21 protein-coding genes are annotated in these 19,840 nt (G+C 68.7%); 11 read left to right on the plus strand and 10 right to left on the minus strand.

Features of this window, described 5'->3' with window-relative positions; translation table 11 throughout:
- Positions 1-18 precede the first annotated feature (18 nt).
- Both M2282_RS27740 and M2282_RS27745 read left to right on the plus strand, forming a co-directional pair.
- Positions 19-1,338: an SGNH/GDSL hydrolase family protein gene (locus tag M2282_RS27740; protein ID WP_280811998.1), complete on the plus strand. Its 1,320-nt coding sequence runs from the start codon at positions 19-21 to the stop codon at positions 1,336-1,338.
- A 130-nt stretch (positions 1,339-1,468) separates the two neighbouring features.
- Complete coding sequence (locus M2282_RS27745) at positions 1,469-1,843, plus strand: YXWGXW repeat-containing protein (RefSeq protein ID WP_280811999.1); 375 nt, start codon at positions 1,469-1,471, stop codon at positions 1,841-1,843.
- A 39-nt stretch (positions 1,844-1,882) separates the two neighbouring features.
- On the opposite strand, the gene M2282_RS27750 is transcribed toward M2282_RS27745, so the two are convergent.
- The 3 genes from M2282_RS27750 to purU all read right to left on the minus strand — a co-directional run bounded on the left by M2282_RS27750 (position 1,883) and on the right by purU (position 4,759).
- Positions 1,883-3,130 (minus strand): S1 family peptidase, encoded by a 1,248-nt coding sequence (locus M2282_RS27750; protein WP_280812000.1) that lies wholly within the window; start codon positions 3,128-3,130, stop codon positions 1,883-1,885.
- Positions 3,127-3,831, minus strand: coding sequence for a DUF2846 domain-containing protein (locus M2282_RS27755; protein WP_280812001.1), 705 nt, complete (start codon positions 3,829-3,831; stop codon positions 3,127-3,129). Before M2282_RS27755 ends, M2282_RS27750 begins: the two co-directional genes overlap by 4 nt.
- 61 nt (positions 3,832-3,892) lie before the next feature.
- Positions 3,893-4,759, minus strand: coding sequence for a formyltetrahydrofolate deformylase (gene purU, locus M2282_RS27760; protein ID WP_280812002.1), 867 nt, complete (start codon positions 4,757-4,759; stop codon positions 3,893-3,895).
- A 70-nt stretch (positions 4,760-4,829) separates the two neighbouring features.
- Here purU and M2282_RS27765 point away from each other — a divergent pair, with 70 nt between their 5' ends.
- Entirely contained in the window at positions 4,830-6,164 is a 1,335-nt protein-coding gene (locus M2282_RS27765) for an aminotransferase class III-fold pyridoxal phosphate-dependent enzyme (RefSeq protein ID WP_280812003.1), read from the plus strand.
- A gap of 24 nt (positions 6,165-6,188) precedes the next feature.
- On the opposite strand, the gene M2282_RS27770 is transcribed toward M2282_RS27765, so the two are convergent.
- Positions 6,189-7,034 (minus strand): ChaN family lipoprotein, encoded by an 846-nt coding sequence (locus tag M2282_RS27770; protein ID WP_280812004.1) that lies wholly within the window; start codon positions 7,032-7,034, stop codon positions 6,189-6,191.
- Between the two features lie 73 nt (positions 7,035-7,107).
- On the opposite strand from M2282_RS27770, the gene M2282_RS27775 reads away from it, so the two are divergent.
- Entirely contained in the window at positions 7,108-8,181 is a 1,074-nt protein-coding gene (locus tag M2282_RS27775; protein WP_280812005.1) for an AbrB family transcriptional regulator, read from the plus strand.
- Between the two features lie 45 nt (positions 8,182-8,226).
- Here the strand turns inward: M2282_RS27775 and M2282_RS27780 are convergent, their stop codons facing one another.
- Together M2282_RS27780 and M2282_RS27785 are read right to left on the minus strand one after the other, a co-directional pair.
- Positions 8,227-8,505, minus strand: coding sequence for a BTH_I0359 family protein (locus M2282_RS27780; protein WP_041944045.1), 279 nt, complete (start codon positions 8,503-8,505; stop codon positions 8,227-8,229).
- A gap of 108 nt (positions 8,506-8,613) precedes the next feature.
- Positions 8,614-9,795: a DUF3108 domain-containing protein gene (locus M2282_RS27785; RefSeq protein ID WP_280812006.1), complete on the minus strand. Its 1,182-nt coding sequence runs from the start codon at positions 9,793-9,795 to the stop codon at positions 8,614-8,616.
- Between the two features lie 132 nt (positions 9,796-9,927).
- Between M2282_RS27785 and M2282_RS27790 the strand changes: the two genes are divergently transcribed.
- Both M2282_RS27790 and M2282_RS27795 read left to right on the plus strand, forming a co-directional pair.
- Positions 9,928-11,001 (plus strand): fumarylacetoacetate hydrolase family protein, encoded by a 1,074-nt coding sequence (locus tag M2282_RS27790; RefSeq protein WP_280812007.1) that lies wholly within the window; start codon positions 9,928-9,930, stop codon positions 10,999-11,001.
- A gap of 182 nt (positions 11,002-11,183) precedes the next feature.
- Complete coding sequence (locus M2282_RS27795) at positions 11,184-11,945, plus strand: M48 family metalloprotease (RefSeq protein WP_280812008.1); 762 nt, start codon at positions 11,184-11,186, stop codon at positions 11,943-11,945.
- A gap of 29 nt (positions 11,946-11,974) precedes the next feature.
- On the opposite strand, the gene M2282_RS27800 is transcribed toward M2282_RS27795, so the two are convergent.
- The gene (locus M2282_RS27800; RefSeq protein ID WP_280812009.1) at positions 11,975-12,757 is read right to left on the minus strand and encodes a helix-turn-helix transcriptional regulator; all 783 of its coding nucleotides are present in this window, start codon (positions 12,755-12,757) and stop codon (positions 11,975-11,977) included.
- Positions 12,758-12,838: 81 nt separating this feature from the next.
- On the opposite strand from M2282_RS27800, the gene M2282_RS27805 reads away from it, so the two are divergent.
- From M2282_RS27805 to M2282_RS27815, 3 genes are read left to right on the plus strand one after another with little or no spacing between them, the layout of a single operon-like run.
- Positions 12,839-14,599 carry an FAD-dependent monooxygenase gene (locus M2282_RS27805; RefSeq protein WP_280812010.1) on the plus strand — a complete coding sequence of 587 codons (1,761 nt, stop codon included), beginning with the start codon at positions 12,839-12,841 and terminating at the stop codon, positions 14,597-14,599.
- Positions 14,596-14,829, plus strand: coding sequence for a hypothetical protein (locus tag M2282_RS27810; RefSeq protein WP_280812011.1), 234 nt, complete (start codon positions 14,596-14,598; stop codon positions 14,827-14,829). Before M2282_RS27805 ends, M2282_RS27810 begins: the two co-directional genes overlap by 4 nt.
- 3 nt (positions 14,830-14,832) lie before the next feature.
- Positions 14,833-15,807 carry a Bug family tripartite tricarboxylate transporter substrate binding protein gene (locus M2282_RS27815; protein ID WP_280812012.1) on the plus strand — a complete coding sequence of 325 codons (975 nt, stop codon included), beginning with the start codon at positions 14,833-14,835 and terminating at the stop codon, positions 15,805-15,807.
- A gap of 21 nt (positions 15,808-15,828) precedes the next feature.
- Here M2282_RS27815 and M2282_RS27820 read toward each other — a convergent pair whose 3' ends face one another.
- From M2282_RS27820 to M2282_RS27830, 3 genes are read right to left on the minus strand one after another with little or no spacing between them, the layout of a single operon-like run.
- The gene (locus tag M2282_RS27820; RefSeq protein ID WP_280812013.1) at positions 15,829-17,034 is read right to left on the minus strand and encodes a toxin-antitoxin system YwqK family antitoxin; all 1,206 of its coding nucleotides are present in this window, start codon (positions 17,032-17,034) and stop codon (positions 15,829-15,831) included.
- A gap of 8 nt (positions 17,035-17,042) precedes the next feature.
- Positions 17,043-17,648: a MarC family protein gene (locus M2282_RS27825; RefSeq protein ID WP_280812014.1), complete on the minus strand. Its 606-nt coding sequence runs from the start codon at positions 17,646-17,648 to the stop codon at positions 17,043-17,045.
- A gap of 6 nt (positions 17,649-17,654) precedes the next feature.
- A complete protein-coding gene (locus M2282_RS27830) occupies positions 17,655-18,068 on the minus strand; it encodes a VOC family protein (protein WP_280812015.1) in 414 nt (137 codons plus the stop codon).
- A 64-nt stretch (positions 18,069-18,132) separates the two neighbouring features.
- Between M2282_RS27830 and M2282_RS27835 the strand changes: the two genes are divergently transcribed.
- Both M2282_RS27835 and M2282_RS27840 read left to right on the plus strand, forming a co-directional pair.
- Positions 18,133-19,377 (plus strand): TraB/GumN family protein, encoded by a 1,245-nt coding sequence (locus M2282_RS27835; RefSeq protein WP_280812016.1) that lies wholly within the window; start codon positions 18,133-18,135, stop codon positions 19,375-19,377.
- Positions 19,378-19,388: 11 nt separating this feature from the next.
- On the plus strand, positions 19,389-19,760 hold the full coding sequence (locus tag M2282_RS27840; RefSeq protein ID WP_280812017.1) for a DUF2946 family protein: 372 nt from the start codon (positions 19,389-19,391) through the stop codon (positions 19,758-19,760).
- Positions 19,761-19,840: the final 80 nt, after the last annotated feature.

Raw genomic sequence — 19,840 nt, forward strand, 5'->3', positions numbered from 1 at the left:
CTGGGCCGCTTTGCACGCATGAACCTCGTTTCCCGCTGGCTCTCCAGCCTCCGCGAAGTGGCCCTGGCGCACTGGCTGACGGCGCTGTGCCTTGCCGTGCTGGCTGTCGGTGTGCAGGCGGTGCAACCCGACCGCAAGCCACGGCAACCCATTGAAGCGCACTGGGTCGGCAGCTGGGCGGTGGCCCCGCTGGACTTTCGCGAACTGGCCTCCAACCCTGCCATGGCGCACAAGCCCGCACCCGGCGGCGACCAGTTCCGCGGGCAGACGCTGCGCCAGCAGCTGGCGCCCACGCTCGGCGGCGAGCGCATCCGCATCCGTTTTTCGAATCGCTTCGGCAAGGCGCCGTTGCGCATTGCGGCGGCGAGCGTGGCGCGCGGCACGGGGGGCGACGCGATTTCTCCGTCGACGCTGCGCGCGCTGCGTTTCGGCGGCCGCACGAGTCTCACCATCGCGCCCGGCGCCGAGGCCTGGAGCGATGGCGTCGATCTGAGGATCGAGGCCGGGCAGACGGTGGCGGTGAGCGCCTTCTTCGACCGCGCGACGCCCTACGGCACGGTGCACCTGCTGTCCGTCGACACGAGCTGGGTCGCGCCGGGCAATGCAGTGACAGCATCGAAATTGCAGGGCGCGACAACGCTCCCGCTGAACCACATCGTGACGGGCCTGGACGTGTTGACCACGAAGTCCGTGCGCACCGTGGTCGCGTTCGGCGACTCGATCACGGCGGGCGGCGGCGAGTCCGGCGATGGCGCGTACCCCGACATGCTGGCCACGCGTCTGCGCGACAGTCCTCAGGCGGCACACGAGGTGTCGGTGCTCAATGCCGGCATCGGCGGCAATCGCCTGCTGGTCGATGGCATCGGCCCCCACGGGCTGTCGCGTTTCGCGCGCGATGCACTGGGGCAGAGCGGCGTGACGCACACGATCGTGCTGCTGGGCACCAACGACATCGGCCGCAGCGTGTTCCTCGGGGCGCCCGGCAACCCGGACACGGTGCACGATCTTCCGACCGCCGGGCGCATCACCGACGGCCTGCAGCAGCTGGTCAAGCAGGCGCGCGCCAAGGGCATCAAGGTGCTGATCGGCACGGTGCCGCCGTTCAGGAACACGCCCTACTGGAACGAGGCCAACGAGGCGATGCGCAACGCGGTCAATCGCTGGATACGCAACCGTCAGGACGTCGATGGCGTGATCGATTTCGACGCCGCGCTGCGCGACCCCGCGGACCCGCAGGCATTGAATCCGCAATTCGACAATGGCGACCATCTGCACCCCAACAAGGCCGGCCACGCGGCGATGGCCGCGGCCATCGAGCTGAAGGAATTGCTGGAGTAAGTGCAGCGAGGGCGCCGAAAGTACCCAAAAGGTGGCGAAACAGCTTTACACAAGATTTCGTGTAAGGCTTACAGGGCCTTCACATGGGCCGCGCAGCATGAAGGCTCCAACCACTCATGAGGAGACCCCCATGAAAAAACTCGCAATCACCCTTTCCGTCGGCGCCGCTTCGCTGCTGTCGATGGGCGCCGCAATGACCATTCCCACGACGGCGCAAGCGCAGCCGGTGGTCATCCAGGTCGCACCGCCGCCGCCGCGCGCCGAGCGCGTGCCGCCGCCGCGCCGTGGTTATGTGTGGGCACCGGGGCACTACGAATGGAATCGCGGCCGCCACGTGTGGGTCCGCGGCACCTATGTGCGCGCACGGCCGGGCTATGCGTACCGCGCACCGGAATGGCGTGAGAACAATGGCCGCTGGGAATACAACCGCGGCCGCTGGGACCGTGATGGTGACGGCGTGCCGAACCGCCAGGACCGTCGTCCGGACAATCCGAACCGCAACTGACGTTGCACTTCGGCGGAGACGCCGGGGTCGCGGAACCCTTTAGCGGATGCTGACCAGCTCGAGGGTTTCGCGCACCTGGAATGCAATGCCGCCGGCTCCTCCGCGCGTCTGAGCTTCGAACCGGACGACGCGTCCGAGTTCGGACGAGTACCAGACCTCGGCCCAGTACTTGCCGTACTGGTTGCCACCCACCGAACCCGCATTGGCGAAGCGCTGCGTGTAGCCGCGGTACTCGATGCGCACTGCCTTCATCTCCTGGCCGCCGACTTTCACGATGGTGTCTTCCATCACCGTGGCATCGAGCTCCATGTTGATGCGCAATCCGCCGAAGACGGTGCTGTAGCGCGTTCGCCAGGCGGCTTCTTCCTTCAGGTTCGCCTTGCCCCAGCCGCCGGGCGGCATGGCCGCGTCGAACTCGCCCGCGATGGCCGTGGTGACGCTGACCACCTCGCCGCCGGGCTTCTCGATCCAGCCGCCGTTGTTGAAGCTGATGCGATCGTCGGTGGCAGGGTCCGCGCGGTAGAACACCTTGCGATAGGTGTTGGTCAGCCGGTCGTGCAATTGGTACTCGATGACGCTTGGCCGGCCCGCTGCGACGGCAGCGCTCGTCGTGGTCGCGCCGCCTGCCGCCGCCATGGGAGGCAGTGCGGCCAGGCGTTCGATGGCCACGCGGCCGCGCGTCGGCAGTTCGGCAATCCACACCGAGGGCATTGCGAGATTTGCAGCGGGCGTCGTGCCCAGCAGTCCCACCAGCCGGCCCTGGGCGTCGAACAGTCCGGCGCCGCCGAGCCCCTTTTCGGCGGGCGATGCGAGTTGCAGTGCTTCGAGTTCGCCCGCACCGCCGCGTCGCACGCCGGCGAGCATGCCGATGCCGAGCGTGAGTTCTTTGCCTCTGGGCGCTCCGACGATGTAGAGCGGCATGCCGATCTGCAGCGCCGTCGCCGGCGCCATGGCGAGGGCGGGCGGCGCGAAGTTGGCGATCCGCAGCTGGCACAGGTCGCGCTCGACATCCGGAAATTCCAGCGTCGCACCGTAGCTCACGTTGTCGCGCTTCAGTGCCACCGAACTTGCCTTCGCGAGCAACTGGCAGCTCGTGACGGCCGTGCCCGGGCCGGTGGCCACCGCGCTGCCGGTGGCAAGGGCCTTGCCTTGCGCGTCGCTGGCCTGTACCACCCAGACAGAAGGAGACACGCGGGCGAAGAGCGCATCGGGCGCAAGCGGGACCTGGGCCGACGCGGGAAGGGAGATCGCCAGGGTCAGTGCGAAGGGAGCGAGCAGATGTCTCATCGGGTGGGCTGCAGCAGCAGTCGGAGATCGTTGACGGGCGTCTTGGCGAAAGGCGTGGCCTCGGAGGCTACGGGGAAAGGGACGGGGACAGGGTTCGGAGTGGGCGCAGCCGCCGGTTGAACGGCAACGGCCGCAGGCGCTGGCACATTCGGCGCAACCGCCGCTTGCCGGACGGGAGTCGCGGTCGCAGTCGCAGCGGCGGCCGTGGGCGTTGCAGGGAGCGATGGTGCGGCCGGCGTCGCGACCGCCGCCTTGGTCGAGACCGGCGCCGTGCCGCCGTAGGCCAGCGGCGGCAATGCGCTGCGGCCTTCCGTTTCGCCGACCCGCGCGAACGCCGGGCGGCCGACGAGAAAACCGATGCCGACGCTCATCCGCACATACGCGGTCTGCTTGGGCCGCAGCACGATGTCGATGCTGCCCTCGGCCTCGGTTTGGGCGGTGGCCCGGTAGGTGCCGGCGGGCCTGTCGATGAAGAAGAAGCTGTTGGGTTGCGACTTGCCGACGACCTGGCCGTTGACCACGACCTCGGGCTGGACCGCCATGCCCACGATCGAGTCGCGATAGAAGTAGATGCGGCCGTCGTTCTCGCCGAGCGAGGGGAGGCTTTGCGAAAGCTCCGAGAAACGCGGCCCGGTGGCCGAACATCCGAACAGGCAGGCTGAAAGAACAGCCAGCAGGAACCCACCGAACCAATGTCGCATCGCGCCTTCTCCTCTTTTGGCGCCGGATGCTACACCCGCCTGCAGCGGCGGATGCCGGGGTTCAGCGGAAGATGACGGTCCGGTGCCCGTTCAGCAGCACGCGGTGCTCGCTGTGCCATTTCACCGCGCGGGCCAGCACCTGGCTCTCGGTGTCGCGGCCGCGGGCCGTGAGGTCTTCGACGGTGTCGGTGTGGTCGGCGCGGGCCACGTCCTGCTCGATGATCGGACCTTCGTCGAGGTCGGCCGTCACGTAGTGGGCGGTGGCGCCGATCAGCTTCACGCCGCGGTCGTGCGCCTGGTAGTAGGGCTTGGCGCCCTTGAAGCTGGGCAGGAACGAGTGGTGGATGTTGATCGCGCGGCCCGCCAGGCTGCGGCACAGGTCGTTGCTCAGGATCTGCATGTAGCGTGCGAGCACCACGAGTTCGGCGCCTTCGGCCTCGATGATTTCCAGCTGCTTGGCTTCGGCCTGCGCCTTGGTTGCGGCCGTCAGCGGAATGTGATGGAACGGCACGTTGTAGCTCGCGGCCAGCTGGTAGAAGTCGCGGTGGTTCGAGATGATCGCGCGCACGTCGATGGCCAGCAGGCCGCTCTTCCAGCGGAACAGCAGGTCGTTGAGGCAGTGGCCTTCCTTGCTGACCAGGATCACCGTCTTCATCGGCTCGGCCGCGGCGTGCAGCTGCAGGTTCATGCCGAAGCCGGCCGCGAAGGTCTTGAGTTCCTCGCGCAGCGCCGCTTCACCGTGCTCGCCGCAGGCGAAGCGCACGCGCATGAAGAACAGGCCGGTGCCGTGGTCGTTGTACTGGGCCGCCTCTTCGATGTTGGCGCCGCGCTCGAGCAGGAAGCCCGAGACAGCGTGCACGATGCCCGTGCGGTCCGGGCACGAGAGGTTCAGGATGTAGGCGGGCGAGGTGGAAGTTGGGGTCGTCATGAGGGGCGCAATTGTCGCAGGGGTGCCAGAATCGCGATTTTCCCTCGACAGATAACCGCAGGAGCGAGACATGGCCTACCAGGACTTCAACATGGGCAACCAGTGGCTGCCCTTCACCCCCAACCGCCATTTCCAGAAAGACCCGCGCGTCTTCGTGGCGGCCGACGGCATGGAGTTCACCACGCACGACGGCAAGAAGGTGATCGACGGCGTCTCCTCGCTCTGGTGCGTGGGCGCGGGCCACAACCGGAAGCCCATCAACGAGGCCATCAAGACGCAGCTCGATACGCTCGACTACGCCACCGCCTTCCAGGTCAGCAACGACAAGGCCTTCCGCGCGGCCGAGATGATCGCCGCGCTCGCTCCCGGCGACCTCAACAAGGTGCTGTTCTGCAATTCAGGCAGCGAGGCCGCCGACACCTCGATGAAGGTGGCGCTGGCCTATCACCGCGCACGCGGCGAAGGCCACCGCAACGTGTTCATCGGCCGCGAGAAGGGCTACCACGGCGTGGGCTTCGGCGGCATGTCGGTGGGCGGCATTCCGGGCAACCGCAAGGTGTTCGGCTCGGCCTTCCTGCCGCGCGTGGACCACATGCGTTTCATCCACGATCCGGTGAACCATGCCTACATCCACAACGAGGAGCCGGTGTGGGCCGAAGACCCGCTGGTCGAACTCGAGACTCGCATCCTGCCTCTGCACGACCCGAGCAACGTGGCCGCGATCATCGTCGAGCCCGTGGCCGGTTCGGCCGGCTGGTACCTGCCGCCCAAGGGCTACCTCAAGCACCTGCGCGAGATCTGCGACAAGCACGGCATCCTGCTGATCTTCGATGAGGTCATCACGGGCTTCGGCCGCATGGGCACCAACTTCGCCTCCGACTATTTCGGCGTCGTGCCCGACATGCTGAATTTCGCCAAGTGCGTGACCAACGGCGTGATTCCGCTGGGCGGCGTGATCTGCCGCGACAAGCTCTACGACGCGATGATGAAGACCGACGCGCCCGAGCATGTGGTCGAGTTCTTCCACGGCTACACCTACTCCGGCCATCCGGTGGCCTGCGCGGCGGCCATCGCCACGCTCGATCTCTTCAAGGAAGAAAACCTGTTCGCCCGCGCCAGCGACATGGGCAAGGTGCTGGGCGATGCGTTCCACAGCGCCTTCAAGGGACTGCCGAACGTGATCAGCATCCGCAGCCTGGGCCTCGCCGCAGCGGTGGAGCTCGCGCCCATCGCGGGCTCGCCGGGCAAGCGCGCCTTCGAGATCTTCCTGGACTGCTTCCACAAGGGCGCGCTGGTGCGGCCTGCGGGCGACGTGCTGGTGATGGCGCCGCCGTACATCGTGGAGAAGTCGCACATCGACACGCTGGTCAACACGCTGGCGGATTCGATCAGGAAGCACGCCTGAGAGCGGATCGGGCCGCTCGCGCCTTCAGGACTTTTTAGGCGGCTGCCGGAGTTCGGCGCAGTCATCCTTCTCGGGCAGCGGCGGCGTTCGCCAGGTCTTGTCGTAGTCGCCGGCTTCGACATCGTTCGTCGCCGAGGCCAGCAGCCGCACCGAGGCAACCTTGACGTCGTCCGGCAGGTGCTGCGGCACGCCGAGCGTGCGCACCGCATGGCCGGCGCCTGCGATCAGCAGCACCGTCTTGCCCGGCTGCCGGGCCTTGACGATCGCCTGTGCCATGGCGCGGTCGCGGCCGACCTGGATGCGCGTCATCGGAATGATCTGCGACTCGGGCAGCAGCTTGCAGTGGCCCTCGCGCACGGCATCCTGCTGCGCGGTGTAGGCCTCGCCGTTGAGTTGCACGTCGAGCGACACGTCGGCCATCGCATCCTTCATGCGCGCACGCGGCAGGTTGGCACCGACGACCGGCACACCGGCGCGCACGGCCGCCATCACGGCCGGGCCGTAATTGGCCCAGGGCCAGGCCTTGTCGCTCCAGCCGAGGGCGGTCTGCACCTGGGCCTCGCTCGCGGCGGGGGCGAGTTGCGCGGTGCTGCGGCCTTCCTCGGCCATCTCGAGCGCCAGTGCGGCGAGCTGGCCGCGCGCGACCAGCGCCTCGACGGTTTCGCGCTCGATCGCGTGGTGCTCGGGAGCATCGTGCTGTTCGCCGAGCAGCAGCGCGTCCACCGGCAGCAGCGCCGACACCCGGCGCGCGACGGGCGCATCGGGACCGGGCGGAAAGAGGCGTGAAGGAGAACAGGCCGTCAATGCGGCCGCAGCCAGCAGCGGAGGCAGCCACCAGGAAGCCCGCGCGGGCCAGCGTTGAAAAGACATCGGGCCATACTATGGCCGCGGCGGGGTCGCGCCGTGCCATCCATTTCCGCTTTTCGCTGTCCCTCTTTCTCGCGTGTCGTCCCGTTTTCTTGTTCGCGTGCTGGCCACGCTGTTGCTCGCACTCGCCGCCGCGGGCGCCTGCCTCGCGCTGCACACGCCCCTGCCCTGGATGATCGGCCCGCTGCTGGCGGTGTCGCTGGCCTCGATCGCGGGCGTACCCACCGCCAGTTCCACGCCGCTGCGCAATGCGGGGCAGTGGACCATCGGCACCGCGCTCGGGCTCTACTTCACGCCGCATGTGGTGTCGCTGGTGGCGAGCGTCTGGTGGGCGATTGCGCTGGCGATTGCCTGGGCGCTGCTGCTGGGCTGGGGCTTCGGCCGCTGGCTGTACGGGCTGCATGCCGCGCGAATGCCGCATGTGCCGCCGCGCGCCATGAGAGCCACGGCCTACTTTGCCGGCGCCATCGGCGGCGCGTCGGAGATGACGCTGCTGGCCGAATCGGCCGGCGCCCGCACCGACCTCGTGGCCGCGGCCCACAGCCTGCGGCTGGTGGTGGTGACGGTCACCATCCCGTTCGCGATGCAATGGAGCGGGCTGCACGGGCTGGAGATCAATCCGCCGGGCGTGCGCGAGGTGAATGCGGGCGGGCTGGCGCTGCTTGCGTTGGCCACGGGCGTCGGCGGCCTCGCCATGCGGGCGCTGGGGCGCACCAACCCGTGGTTCATCGGGCCGTTGCTGGTGGCTATGGGGTTCACGATCGCCGGGCAGTCGCTGTCGGCGGTACCGACCTGGATGTCGAATGCGGCGCAACTGGTGATCGCGGTCAGCCTGGGCGTGCGCTTCAGCCGCGAGTTCCTGCACACGGCGCCGCGCTGGCTGGGCTCGGTGGTGCTGGGCACATTCGTCATGCTGGTGCTGTGCGGCGGGGTGGCGTGGCTGCTGGCCCTGGCGACCGGGCTGCATCCGGCCACGATGCTGCTGAGCACCTCGCCGGGCGGCATCGCCGAGATGTCGATCACGGCCAAGGTGCTGCAGCTCGGGGTGCCGGTGGTGACGGCGTTCCAGGTGTGCCGGCTGGTGGCGGTGCTGCTGCTGGTCGGGCCGATGTTCCGGTGGATCTACCTGCGCAAGACCGCGCGCCCATGAAAAAAGCGCCCGGCGGGCGCTGTTGGCGGTCGGAGGCCGGTGGGCTCAGTGCACCAGCACAGGGGTGTGGGCCAGTTCGGCGTAGCCCTCGAGGGTGTCCTCGACTTCTTCCTGCGTGGGGGTATTGAGCTGCCAGGCCGCGATCTGCTGCTGGAACAGTTCGGCCCAGGAACCGTCGAGGTAGACCTCCTTGCCCGAGCGCTTGTCCACGATTTCGAAACCGTGGCGCTCCAGCACCGGCACATTGGGCTTCGCGGGCTCGTCGCCTTCGTTCGGCTGCACGTGCACGACGACGAAGGACTCCGAGTCGTAAAGCATGTTCATGGCGGGCCCAGTGAGGATGTCGATGGCGTTCATGATGGGTAGATAGCAATCAACGCGCCAGTTTCAAGAAGCGTTGTCGCCAACCGTTGATTCATGAGCCTTTTTGCCTCAGTTGGCGGGCGCCTCGGGTAGGGGTTTGCGCAATTGGGCGTCAGCGAAGTCGCCGTTCGCCTCGGTTTGCCTGATGCGCACGGGCAGGTAGCCGTACTTCGGCGCCAGCCAGAGCTCCAGTTTCCGGTCGAAGTCCTTGCGGGGCGTGCGGGTGAGCTTGCGCGCGGTGAATTCGCCGGCCGGAAGCTGCAGCTTTTCCTCGTCGCCGACCACGAAGACCCAGACGTCGCCGTCGCGCACGCCCACGGTCTGGATCGAAATGCGGGTGCCCGCCGGATAGCGGTCGGGGCTGGCCGCCAGCAGGCCGCCCAGCTGCATCATGACGCTCATGCGGTCCTGCGCGCCGGCCTGCAGGGGCACGCTGGGGGCGTTGTTGCTGAAGATGATCTGCCCCTGGTCGCGCACGAAATGCGAGGCCACCTCGGCCTTGCGGCTCTCGGAATAGCGCTCGGGTTCGAGCCCCGAGGGGCCGATCCTGCCGGTGCTGTGCCAGTTCAGCAGGGTGAAGAACACTGCCTTGAGCGTGAGCCGCCCGTCGTAGCGGCTGCCGTCCTGCAGCCAGACCAGTTCGCCGAACACGCCGCGCTGCGGGGAGGCGCCGGTCTGGCCGGTGGCTTCGAAATCGAGGGTGACCGAGCCCGGAATCCGCAGCGCCTGGGTGCCGGCGATGGTGCCGGAGGCTTCGCTGCCGGCGGCCGTCGCACCGCCGGGCATGCCGCTCCCCGTGCCGTTGGGGGCAGGTGCGGCAGCCGGCGCGCTGGCGGGTGCTTCTGGCGGCGTTGCTCCTGAATCCGTAGCGGCCGCCGCCGTCTGGTCGGGCGTTTCCGCAGAAGGCTGTGCAGACGCGTCGGGTTCGGGCTGCGGCTGCGGTTCTGGCTTTGGTGGTGTCGGGGCGCGCGGTCGCCGGGGTTTGGCGGGTGCCGCCGGCTTGGTCTCGACCGGCGCGGCCGCAGCGGCCGGTGCCGTGGGCTTTTCCGCCGCGGGCGGTGCGATCACGATCGTGCGCGTGATGAACTTGTTCGCCAGCGGCGAGGGCTCCGGCCCGATGGCCATCGGGGCCACCCCGAGCACCAGCAGGTGCACCAGCGCCACGGCCAGCGTCAGCCCGGCCAGCACCCGCCAGGACGGGCGCCCGGGCAAGCGGGCATGCAGCGAAGAGGGGGCGACGAGCGTCGGCATCAGGTGTGGAGTGGCCGGGTGCGCCGAGGTTCGCGAAGACCACCTCGGTAAACTGCCGCCCGTTCAACCAGTTTAGTGGGAGCAGCGCCCGGCCTTCGTGTCCGCGCCGTGTCCCGCATCACGCACCGCATCATGAAACTCGCCACCCTGAAGGACGGCTCGCGCGACGGCCAGCTCGTCGTTGTCTCGCGCGACCTCACGCTCGCCCACTACGCCACCGGCATCGCCAGCCGGCTGCAGCAGGTGCTGGACGACTGGGGCTTCATGAGCCCGCAGCTGCAGGACCTGTACGACGCCGTCAACACCGGCCGCGCGCGCCATTCGTTCCCCTTCGACCCCGCAATGTGCATGGCGCCGCTGCCCCGCGCCTACCAGTGGGCCGACGGCTCGGCGTACCTGAACCACGTCGAACTGGTGCGCAAGGCCCGCAACGCCGAGGTGCCCGAGAGCTTCTACACCGACCCGCTCATGTACCAGGGCGGCAGCGACGATTTCCTCGGTCCGGTCGACGACGTGATCGTTCCCAGCGAAGCCATGGGCATCGACTTCGAGGCCGAGATCGCCGTGATCACCGGCGACGTGAAGATGGGCGCCACGCCCGACCAGGCGCTGGATGGCATCCGCCTCGTGATGCTGGCCAACGACGTGAGCCTGCGCAACCTGATCCCGGCCGAGCTGGCCAAGGGCTTCGGCTTCTTCCAGAGCAAGCCCGCCACCGCCTTCAGCCCCGTGGCCGTGACGCTCGACGAGATCGGCGAAGCCTGGCAGGACGGCCGCGTGCACCTCACGCTGCAGAGCAGCTGGAACGGCCGCAAGGTCGGCATGTGCGATGCAGGGCCGGAGATGACCTTCCACTTCGGCCAGTTGATCGCCCACATCGCCAAGACCCGCAACGTGCGCGCCGGCAGCATCGTCGGCAGCGGCACGGTGAGCAACAAGGGTGTCGAGAAGAAGGACGGCCAGACCGATTGGCCCAAGGGCTACTCGTGCATCGCCGAGAAGCGCTGCATCGAGACCATCCAGACCGGCGCGCCGGTCACGGAATTCATGAAGTTCGGCGACACGATCCGTATCGAGATGAAGGGGCTGGACGGGCGTTCGCTGTTCGGGGCGATCGACCAGGAGATCGTGTCGACGAACGGAAGGCCGAAGGAGGCGCCGGTGTCGCTGGTGAAGCCGCAGGCCGAGGACGTCGCCGAAGACTGAGCGCGCCGCGGCAATACGTCGCACGCCGTGCGCGCTGCTGCTCGCCGGTGGCCGCGGACCCCGTTTCTCCATGGCTATGATCCAGCGGCTGCCTGAAAGCGTCTTCAACACGCCGGGCAGCGCGTCCGGCGGCTGCGCTCCGCGGCCGCCATTCATACCAAGAAAAAAACCGGGAGTTTTCCATGCGTTATTTGCCTGTTGCCGCCGCCGTTGCGGCCTTCGCCCTTGTCGGTTGCGAAACCATGAAGAGCGCCGATACCGGCGCGCTCGCCCAGGCGGGCGGTTCGGCCTTCAAGGCCATGTCGCTGAGCGACGCCGAAGTCAGCACCATGTCCGACCAGTCGTGCGCCGCCATGGACCAGAAGAACCAGATCGCGCCCGCGGGCAGCCGCTACGCCACGCGCCTGAACCAGGTCGTCAAGCAGATGCCCACCACCGTGAACGGCAAGACGGCCAACTACAAGGTCTACATGACCAAGGACGTGAATGCCTGGGCCATGGCCAACGGCTGCATCCGCGTCTACAGCGGCCTGATGGACCTGATGAACGACGACGAACTGCGCGGTGTGATCGGCCACGAGATCGGCCACGTGGCGCTGGGCCACTCCAAGTCGCGCATGCAGACCGCCTACGCCGCCTCGGCGGTGCGCGGACTGGCCGGCGCCGCCGGCGGGGTGGCTGCGCAGCTGTCGCAGTCGCAGGCCGGCGACCTGGGCGAGAAGTTCGTCAATGCGCAGTTCTCGCAAGCGAACGAAAGCGCGGCCGACAACTATTCCTTCGACCTGCTGACCGAGCGCAAGCTCGAACGCAAGGGCCTGGTCACTGCCTTCGACAAGCTGGCCAAGCTCAGCGGCGGCGCCACCGGCAGCTCGATCATGAGCTCGCATCCGCCGTCGGCCGATCGCTCGGCGCGCATGCAGAAGCGCCTGGACGCCGCCAAGTAAGCAGAGAGAGGGAGAAGCGAGGGAGGGCGCTACGCGTCTGTCGTGGCGCCCCTCAGCAGTTCCTTCTGCGTCCTGATCCCCAACCGCCGGAACGCCCGGTACTGATGCGTACGCACCGTCGTCAGCTCCACGCCGATCTCTCGCGCCGCCTCCTTCGCGGTCTTGCCCGCCATCAGGTGGCCGATGACTTCGCGCTCGCGCAGGCTCAGCGTCAATAACCGCGAGGCGAGGGCGGGCGCCACGGACTCCCGCACGGCCACGGCGCTGCGGCCGTGCGCCGCGGTGGCATCGGCCAGCAGCGTCGCATGCGCCTCGATCCGCGCGAAGTCGCCCGCATCGAACTCGGGCTGCGCGAGGCTGCGGTAGAAGCTCACCGCCACGCGTTGGCCGGTCGGCAGCAGCAACAGCACCGAGGCCCGCTCGCGAATGCCGACATCGCCATAGCAGGCGGCGCGGTAGGCCGGATCGGCCACTTCGTCGGCGCGCTGGTGGCCCATCCAGAGTTGGGGGCGCTTGGGCAGCTTGCGGGCCGCGAGCCAGGCCATGTTGGGGTCCAGCAGGTCGAAGCGCTGCTCCACATAGCGCTCGGACGTGCGTTCCGCCGTGCTGCCGTAGCTGCTGGCAGCCGACACGGCCTCGATGCGGCCCGTGCTGCTCACGGCGAACACGGTGCAGAAGGTCACCGGCATCACGCGCTGCATCGCCTTGAGATAGCTCGTGGCCAGGTGCGGTGTGCCGACGCCGGAGAGCACGTCGCCGACGACGGCCGCGGCCAGCGCGGCGTCGGTGGGGTGGATGCGCCAGCGTCTCATGCGTTTCGATGAGTCAAGGGTAAATACTTCGTACGAAGTTATGACATTGGCGGCCGCCGTGCATCCGGACAATCCCGTTGCATGACGAACCCCACCGTTGTTGTTGCCGCCGATGCCGCGAGCGGCCCCGTGCCACCGGCCCCCAGCGCGACCGAACTGCCGCCCTCGGTCGGCGCCTTCCACTACACGCGATACAAGGTCTGGACGCCGCCGCTGGAAGCGGATGGCATCGAGCCCGGCCGCCATCCGGTGGTGATCGCGGGCGGCGGGCCGGTGGGCATGGCGCTCGCACTGGGGCTCGCCAACCACGGCGTGCGCTGCGTGATCCTCGAAGCAGACGACACGGTGTGCGTCGGCAGCCGCGCGGCCTGCATCTCGCGGCGCAGCCTGGAGATCATGGAGCGGTTGGGCGTGCGCGCGTCGTTCATGGCCAAGGGCCTGCCGTGGACCGGCGGGCGCAGCTACTACAAGACCGCCGAGGTGTTCCGCTTCGAGATGCCGCACGACGCGCAGCAGAAGCTGCCGCCGATGATCAACCTGGAGCAGTACTACGCCGAGCACTACCTGCTCGAAGAAATCTTCCGCCGCAACGAGGCGACGCCGGGGCTCATCGACATCCGCTGGGGCACCGAGCTCACCGGCCTCGCACAGGACGACGACGGCGTGACGCTCGATGTGCGCAACGCCGAAGGCAGCTATCGCCTGCACGGCCAGTGGCTGGCGGCCTGCGACGGCGGCCAGAGCTTCGTGCGCAAGGCGCTGGGACTCTCGCTCGAAGGCACGGGCTACGAAGGCCGCTACGTGATCATCGACATCGAGCTGCACAGCGACCACCCGACCGAGCGCCGCGCGTGGTTCGATCCGCCGTGGAACCCCGGCTCCACCGTGCTGATGCACCGCCAGCCCGACGACATCTGGCGCATCGACTACCAGCTGCGCGCGGGCCAGAGCACCGAAGAGGCGCTGCAGCCTGCGGCCGTGGCCGAGTTCGTGCAACGCCATCTCGATGCGATCGGCGAAGGTCATCTGCCGTGGAAGACGGTGTGGACCTCCGTGTACCGCGCCGGCGCGATGACGCTCGAGAGCTATCGCCACGGCCGCGTCGTGTTCGCTGGCAACGCGGCGCATGCGATGCCGATCTTCGGCGTGCGCGGGCTCAACTCGGGCTTCGACGATGCGGACAACCTGGCGTGGAAGCTGGCGCTGGTCGCGCGCGGCGTGTCGGATGCGGCGCTGCTGGATTCGTACTCGCAGGAGCGCATCGCAGCCTTCCATGTGAATGCGGAGAACGCGATGCGCAGCACCGAATTCATGTCGCCGCCGTCGCGCGGCTTCGACTTGCTGCGTGAGGCGGCGCTGTCGTTGTCGGAAGAACACCGGGGCATCGCGCAGCTGATCAATCCGCGGCAGACGCAGGCGGTGCGCTATGCGGCGTCGCCGTTGTCGAGCGATGGCGATGCATTGCCCTCAGGCCCGCTGCCGGGCGAGGTGGTGCCGGAGCAGCAGCTCGAGCAAGGCCATCTCACCGACCTGATCGCGCCGGTCTTCACGCTGCTGGTGCTGCAGCCGAATGCCGATGCGGCGCCGCTGCCCGAAGACGATGTGAAGCAGGCGCAGCAAGGCGCGTTGCCTTTCGCCGTTCGCACCATCGCTGCCCAGGGCATCGACGGTGTCGATGCGCATGCGAGCCCCGCCGTCTTCGAAGCGCTAGGCGCCCGCGATGGCGCCATTTACCTGCTGCGCCCAGACGGCCATGTGGCCGCGCGCTGGCATCACCTGCCGACTGGTGCACTGCAACCCGCGCTGGCCCGCGCTGCCGTTTCACTGGAGCCCGTCGCATGAGCAACCCCGCCTCCCTCCACCCCGACGCCCGCGACCGGCTCTACGCCGAGTGCGCGCGCGCCATCACCGAAGCGGGCGCCGAGCGCGAATCGCTGTTCCTCGCGCGCCTGGCGCTGCTGCTGTTCGAGCAGGTCGGCGACGAGGCGCGCTGCCGCGCCGCGCTGGCCGACGCGCTGCGTGCGCTGCCCGTACCATCGCTTTCCGCAACCCAACTACAACCAGGAGACTGATCCATGGATCGCCGCACCCTTCTCGCCACGCTCGCATCAGGCGCCGCCGTGGCCGCCTCGCCCTTCGCCCATGCGCAGGAGTACCCCGCGCAGCTCATCAAGTGGGTCGTGCCGTATCCGGCGGGCGGCGGCACCGACGTGATCGCGCGCGTGCTGGCCGAATCCATGCGCCAGACGCTGGGCCAGCAGATCGTGGTGGACAACCGACCCGGCGCCTCGACCAACATCGGCGCCGACATCGTCGCCAAGAGCAAGCCCGACGGCTACACGATCCTCTCGGCCGACAACGCCGTGCTGGCCTTCAACGAGCACCTGTTCAGCAAGCTGCCGTTCAGCCCCGAAAGGGACTTCACCTACATCGGCGCCATCGGCAAGTTCCCGCTCGCGCTGGTGGTGCATCCGGACTTCCCGGCGAAGAACTTCAAGGAGTTCCTGGCCTATGTGAAGGCCAACCCAGGCAAGGTCAACTATGCCTCGCCCGGCAACGGCTCGCCGCACCACCTGGCAATGGAAATGTTCAAGGTGCGCACCGGCACCTTCATCACCCACATTCCGTACCGCGGCGCCGCGCCCGCGATGGCCGACGTGATGGGCGGGCAGGTGCCCTGCATGTTCCTGGATCTCGCCTCGGGCCTGTCGATCATGCAGAGCAACAAGGTGCGGGTGCTCGCCATCGGCTCGGGCGCGCGCAGCAAGGTGCTGCCCAATGTGCCGACGCTGGCCGAAGTGGGCGTGCCCAACACCGAGGTGTTCGCGTTCCAGGGCATCCTCGGCCCGGCCGGCCTGCCGCCCGCGGTGGTGAGCAAGCTCAACGGCGACCTGAACAAGGCCTTCGGCACGCCAGCCGTGCAAAAGCGCTTCGAGGACTTCGGGATGGAAGCGATGCCTGGCACCCCGGCGCAGTTCGCGGCGCTGTCGCGCGCGGAGTCCGGGCGCTGGGGGCCGATCATCAAGCAGGCCGGCATCAAGCTGGACTGACGCGCGAAGGCCTCGCCCAATCTACTGGGTGAAGGCTTTTCGCGAGCCGTCTTCGAAGACCTCGTCGTCGCGCTGCAGGTCGCCGCTCTCGTCCCAGGCGCGCTCGCGCGTCACGCGGCCCCTGGTGTCGAAATGCGATTCGGCCAGCAGCGTGCCTTTTTCGTTGAAGCGCTGGTGCGTGCCGATAGGCACCTGCCGGCCGCGGCCAGGCGCGAGGAAGCGGCCCTGCGCAGCACGCTGGCCGCTGTCGTAGAACTCGGTCACCTCGACGGTGCGCGCAGTACCGGCGCCGCTGTACACGGCCTTGCTGCGCGGCTGGCCGTTGAGGTAGAAGCTGTCGTCGCGCAGCGGCTCGCCCTTGGGGGTCCAGCGCTGGTCGCGCACCACGGACCCCTTTTCGGAGAACTCCTGCTCGCGCTGCCGGATGGCCGTGCGATCGACCAGCAGCCACACGGTCTCGCGGCGCTTGACGCCCTCGGACGAAAAGCTGCGCTCGGTGCGCTGGTTGCCGATGGTCTCGTCGAGCGTCGAGGGCTTGCCGTTGTCGTAGAACTCCTGGCTGCGGATGCGCTTGCCCGCGAGGTACGACACCCGCGAGCGCAGCGTGCCGCCCGCATCGAACAGGTCGACCTGCGACGCGCCGCTGCTCGTGAAGCCACACAGCTTCGCATCGTCGGCCACGGGCGCCAGCACCGGCTTCTCGCCGCAGCGCAGCATCGACATCTGGCCGCGCTCGGTGAATTCGACAAAGGCGCGCTCGGGACCGGCGCCGGTGTCGGGATAGAAGGTGGCGCGCCGCAACTGGCCGCCGGGGTAGAAGCTGCGCGCCAGGCCGCGCTCCTGCCCGTCGTCGTAGACCGCCTCTCGCAGCACCTGGCCGGTGGCCGAGTACTCGCGGGCCCGGCCCTGGATGTTGCCCTTGGCGTTGGTGGTGTGTTCGCGGGCGAGCTTGCCCTTCTCGTAGAAGCGCACCAGGCCCATGAAGACGCCGTTCTGCACCTGCTGCTCGCGCTGGAGCTCGCCGGTCGCGGCGTCCTTGCAGCGCATGAGGCCGGTCTTGCCGGCCGTGGTGCTGCCGTTGGAGGGGCTCACGCTCTGGCCGTTGAGTTCGCAGGCCTGTACCGCCTGGGCGGCGCTCGCGCCGAAGAGGAACGGCAGCGGGGCCAGGGTGGTCAGGGCGAGCCGGAAGATCCGGGCGGCCGTGTGAGGCTCTGCGAAGACAGGCATGTGGACGGCTACCTCCCCATTTCCGATGCCAGCAGCTTGACGCCGCGGATCATCATCTCGACCGCCACGGCCACCAGGATCAGGCCCATCAGCCGCTCGAAGGCCAGCACCAGGCGCTCGCCGACCAGCCGCTGGATGCGCTCGGCCAGCACCAGCACGATGGCGCACACGGCCATGGTGACGCTGAGCGCGGCCACCCATTCGAGGCGCCGCTCGGGTGCCTGCGACACCAGCAGCATCACCGTGGCCAGTGCCGAGGGGCCGGCCAGCGCGGGCACGGCGAGTGGCACGATCAACGGTTCTTCGGTCGGTGCCGCGACAGGCGCCGCGCCGTGCTCGGGCGGAAAGATCATGCGCAGCGCGATCAGGAACATCACCACCCCGCCCGCGATCTGAAGCGAGAGGCCCGACAGGCCCATCACCCGCAGGAACCCGTCGCCCACGAACATGAAGCCCAGCAGCAGCGCGAAGGCGATCAGCACCTCGCGCACGATCACCCGGGTGCGCCGTTCGGGCGCCACGCCCTTGAGCGCATTGGCAAAGATCGGGATGTTGCCCAGCGGATCGGTGATCAGCAGCAGCAACACGGTGGCCGATGCGAAGGTGTATCCCACTGGGTTTTACTTGTCGTAGAGGGTGGCCAGGGAGCGGAAGCCCTTGACCTCGATCGGGTTGCCGAAGGGGTCGCAGAAGAACATCGTCCACTGCTCGCCCGGCTGGCCTTCGAAGCGCACCTGGGGCTCGAGCACGAAATCGGTGTTCGCGGCCTGGAGCCGCCGGGCCAGCGCCTGCCAGTCGGGCAGGGCCAGCGCAAGGCCGAAGTGCGGCATCGGGACCATCACGTCGCCGACGCGGCCGGTGCGCGCGGTGGCGAAGGGCTCGCCCAGGTGGAGCGAGATCTGGTGGCCGAAGAAATCGAAATCGACCCAGGTATCGGTGCTGCGGCCCTCGGCGCAACCGAGGACGTCGCCGTAGAAGCGGCGGGCACCGTCGAGGTCGCGGACGTGAAAGGCAAGGTGGAAGATGCTCTGCATGGTTTCGGATTATGGGCAGCGGTGCTGTGAGAATGCCGGACTTTCTTTCATCCTGGAGCAGGCCTTGCGGATACGCCGGATCCTCGCCGCGCTGAGGCGCACCACCGATTTATCGACCCCTGGGCGTCTTGCGCGCCAGGCGCTGGCCGGCGCCCTCTGCGTGTTCGCTGTCGCGGCACATGCGGCCGACTGCCCGCCCTCGGCCATTGCCAGCCTCGCCAAGCTCGGACCGGGCGTGCGCAACGGCGTCGACCGGGGCATGCTCTGGCGCATCGAGCGCGACGGGCGCACCTCCTGGCTCTACGGAACCATCCACATCGGCCGCGCCGAATGGGTGCGGCCCGGCCCCACCGTGCAGAAGGCGCTGGCGCAGAGCGACACGCTCGCGCTGGAGATCGATGCGCGCGACGACGCCACCGCCCGGTTCATGGGCCAGCCGGCCGATCCGGCCCTGCTCTCGCGCATGCTCAGCGGCGAGCGCGCACGCCGACTCGACCGCCAGAACGCCGAGGCCTGCGTGCCGCCGGGCGCGACGGCGAAGCTGCAGCCCATCCTGCAGGTGGCGGCGCTGGCCGGCCTGGTGGCGCGCGCCGATGGGCTGTACCCCGAATTCGGCGTCGACGAGACGATGGCGGTGTCCGCCCGTAACGCCAACAAGCCGATCTTCGCGCTGGAGAACGCGGCCGACCAGGTGAAGGCGCTGACCGGCGGCTCCGAGACCGAAGAAGCCGAGCAGGTCGATGCGGCGCTCGACGAACTGGAGTCGGGCAAGCTGCGCGGGCAGATGAAGGAGTTGGCCGATGTCTGGGCGCGCAGCGACGCCGACAAGCTGGCCCGCTATGCCGACTGGTGCGACTGCCTTCGCACCCCCGCCGAGCAGCGGCTCATGAAGCGCCTGCTCGACGACCGCAATCCCGGCCTGGCCAACGGCATCGAGCGCCTGCATGCGGGCGGCAAGGGTGTGTTTGCCGCGGTCGGCGCGTTGCACATGATCGGCCCGCAGGGGCTGCCGGCGCTGATGGCGACGCGCGGCTTCACGGTCACGCCGGTGCTGACCAGCGCACAGGCGCAGGAGGCGGTGCCGATGCCCGCGCTCTCGGCGCCCGAGCCGGCGCCCCGGGCTGCACGGGGCGGCAAGGCCATCAAGGGACAGAAGGTCCAGAAAGGGCAGAAAGCCCAGAAGGGCGCGCCGGCCGCGAAGGGGGCGAAATCCTCGAAGGCCGCACCGGCTCCGAAGGGTGCGAAGGCGCCCGCCAAGGCAGCGGCCGGCACACGTGCGGCGGCTCCCAAGGGCCAAGTGCGCCGATAATCGCGCCCGCCATGCACCTGCTGCGCTCCCACACCCGCTTCCTCGGCCACATCGGCCGCTGGGTGCTGCTGTGGTTCGTGCTCTCGCTGGGCGTGGCGGTGGCGTCGCCGCTCGTGCATCCGCAGGCCATGGAACTGGTGTGTTCCAGCGCCGGTTCCATCAAGGTGGTGGTGCACACCGAGGACGGCGCGCAGGAAATGGGCGCCTCGCACATGGACTGCCCGCTGTGCGTGCTGACCGGCGCACCGCCGCCGGCGATGGCGGCGGCCTCTTTCGACCTTCCCCTCCCGCTGGGCCGCGTGGTCCAGCCGATTCCCGCCGCGCGCCTTGCCGCGGCCACCGCGGCGCCGTTGCCGGCGCGCGGGCCCCCGAACCGCTCCTGAAGCTTTCAAACCTCGCCGCATGTGCCCGATCGAACGGGTGCCTGCGGTTTGTCCGTGTTGAAGTTCGTGGAGCAGGTTCC

The sequence above is a fragment of the Variovorax boronicumulans genome, assembly GCF_029892485.1.
Lineage (GTDB): Bacteria > Pseudomonadota > Gammaproteobacteria > Burkholderiales > Burkholderiaceae_C > Variovorax > Variovorax boronicumulans_B.

What these genes read in the sequence shown, in the direction of transcription:
- M2282_RS27740 (WP_280811998.1), top strand. Translation starts at nt 19, where the DNA reads ATGAACCTCGTTTCCCGCTGGCTCTCCAGCCTCCGCGAAGTGGCCCTG.
- M2282_RS27745 (WP_280811999.1), top strand. Translation starts at nt 1,469, where the DNA reads ATGAAAAAACTCGCAATCACCCTTTCCGTCGGCGCCGCTTCGCTGCTG.
- M2282_RS27750 (WP_280812000.1), bottom strand. Translation starts at nt 3,130, where the DNA reads ATGAGACATCTGCTCGCTCCCTTCGCACTGACCCTGGCGATCTCCCTT.
- M2282_RS27755 (WP_280812001.1), bottom strand. Translation starts at nt 3,831, where the DNA reads ATGCGACATTGGTTCGGTGGGTTCCTGCTGGCTGTTCTTTCAGCCTGC.
- purU (WP_280812002.1), bottom strand. Translation starts at nt 4,759, where the DNA reads ATGACGACCCCAACTTCCACCTCGCCCGCCTACATCCTGAACCTCTCG.
- M2282_RS27765 (WP_280812003.1), top strand. Translation starts at nt 4,830, where the DNA reads ATGGCCTACCAGGACTTCAACATGGGCAACCAGTGGCTGCCCTTCACC.
- M2282_RS27770 (WP_280812004.1), bottom strand. Translation starts at nt 7,034, where the DNA reads ATGTCTTTTCAACGCTGGCCCGCGCGGGCTTCCTGGTGGCTGCCTCCG.
- M2282_RS27780 (WP_041944045.1), bottom strand. Translation starts at nt 8,505, where the DNA reads ATGAACATGCTTTACGACTCGGAGTCCTTCGTCGTCGTGCACGTGCAG.
- M2282_RS27785 (WP_280812006.1), bottom strand. Translation starts at nt 9,795, where the DNA reads ATGCCGACGCTCGTCGCCCCCTCTTCGCTGCATGCCCGCTTGCCCGGG.
- M2282_RS27790 (WP_280812007.1), top strand. Translation starts at nt 9,928, where the DNA reads ATGAAACTCGCCACCCTGAAGGACGGCTCGCGCGACGGCCAGCTCGTC.
- M2282_RS27795 (WP_280812008.1), top strand. Translation starts at nt 11,184, where the DNA reads ATGCGTTATTTGCCTGTTGCCGCCGCCGTTGCGGCCTTCGCCCTTGTC.
- M2282_RS27800 (WP_280812009.1), bottom strand. Translation starts at nt 12,757, where the DNA reads ATGAGACGCTGGCGCATCCACCCCACCGACGCCGCGCTGGCCGCGGCC.
- M2282_RS27805 (WP_280812010.1), top strand. Translation starts at nt 12,839, where the DNA reads ATGACGAACCCCACCGTTGTTGTTGCCGCCGATGCCGCGAGCGGCCCC.
- M2282_RS27810 (WP_280812011.1), top strand. Translation starts at nt 14,596, where the DNA reads ATGAGCAACCCCGCCTCCCTCCACCCCGACGCCCGCGACCGGCTCTAC.
- M2282_RS27815 (WP_280812012.1), top strand. Translation starts at nt 14,833, where the DNA reads ATGGATCGCCGCACCCTTCTCGCCACGCTCGCATCAGGCGCCGCCGTG.
- M2282_RS27820 (WP_280812013.1), bottom strand. Translation starts at nt 17,034, where the DNA reads ATGCCTGTCTTCGCAGAGCCTCACACGGCCGCCCGGATCTTCCGGCTC.
- M2282_RS27830 (WP_280812015.1), bottom strand. Translation starts at nt 18,068, where the DNA reads ATGCAGAGCATCTTCCACCTTGCCTTTCACGTCCGCGACCTCGACGGT.
- M2282_RS27840 (WP_280812017.1), top strand. Translation starts at nt 19,389, where the DNA reads ATGCACCTGCTGCGCTCCCACACCCGCTTCCTCGGCCACATCGGCCGC.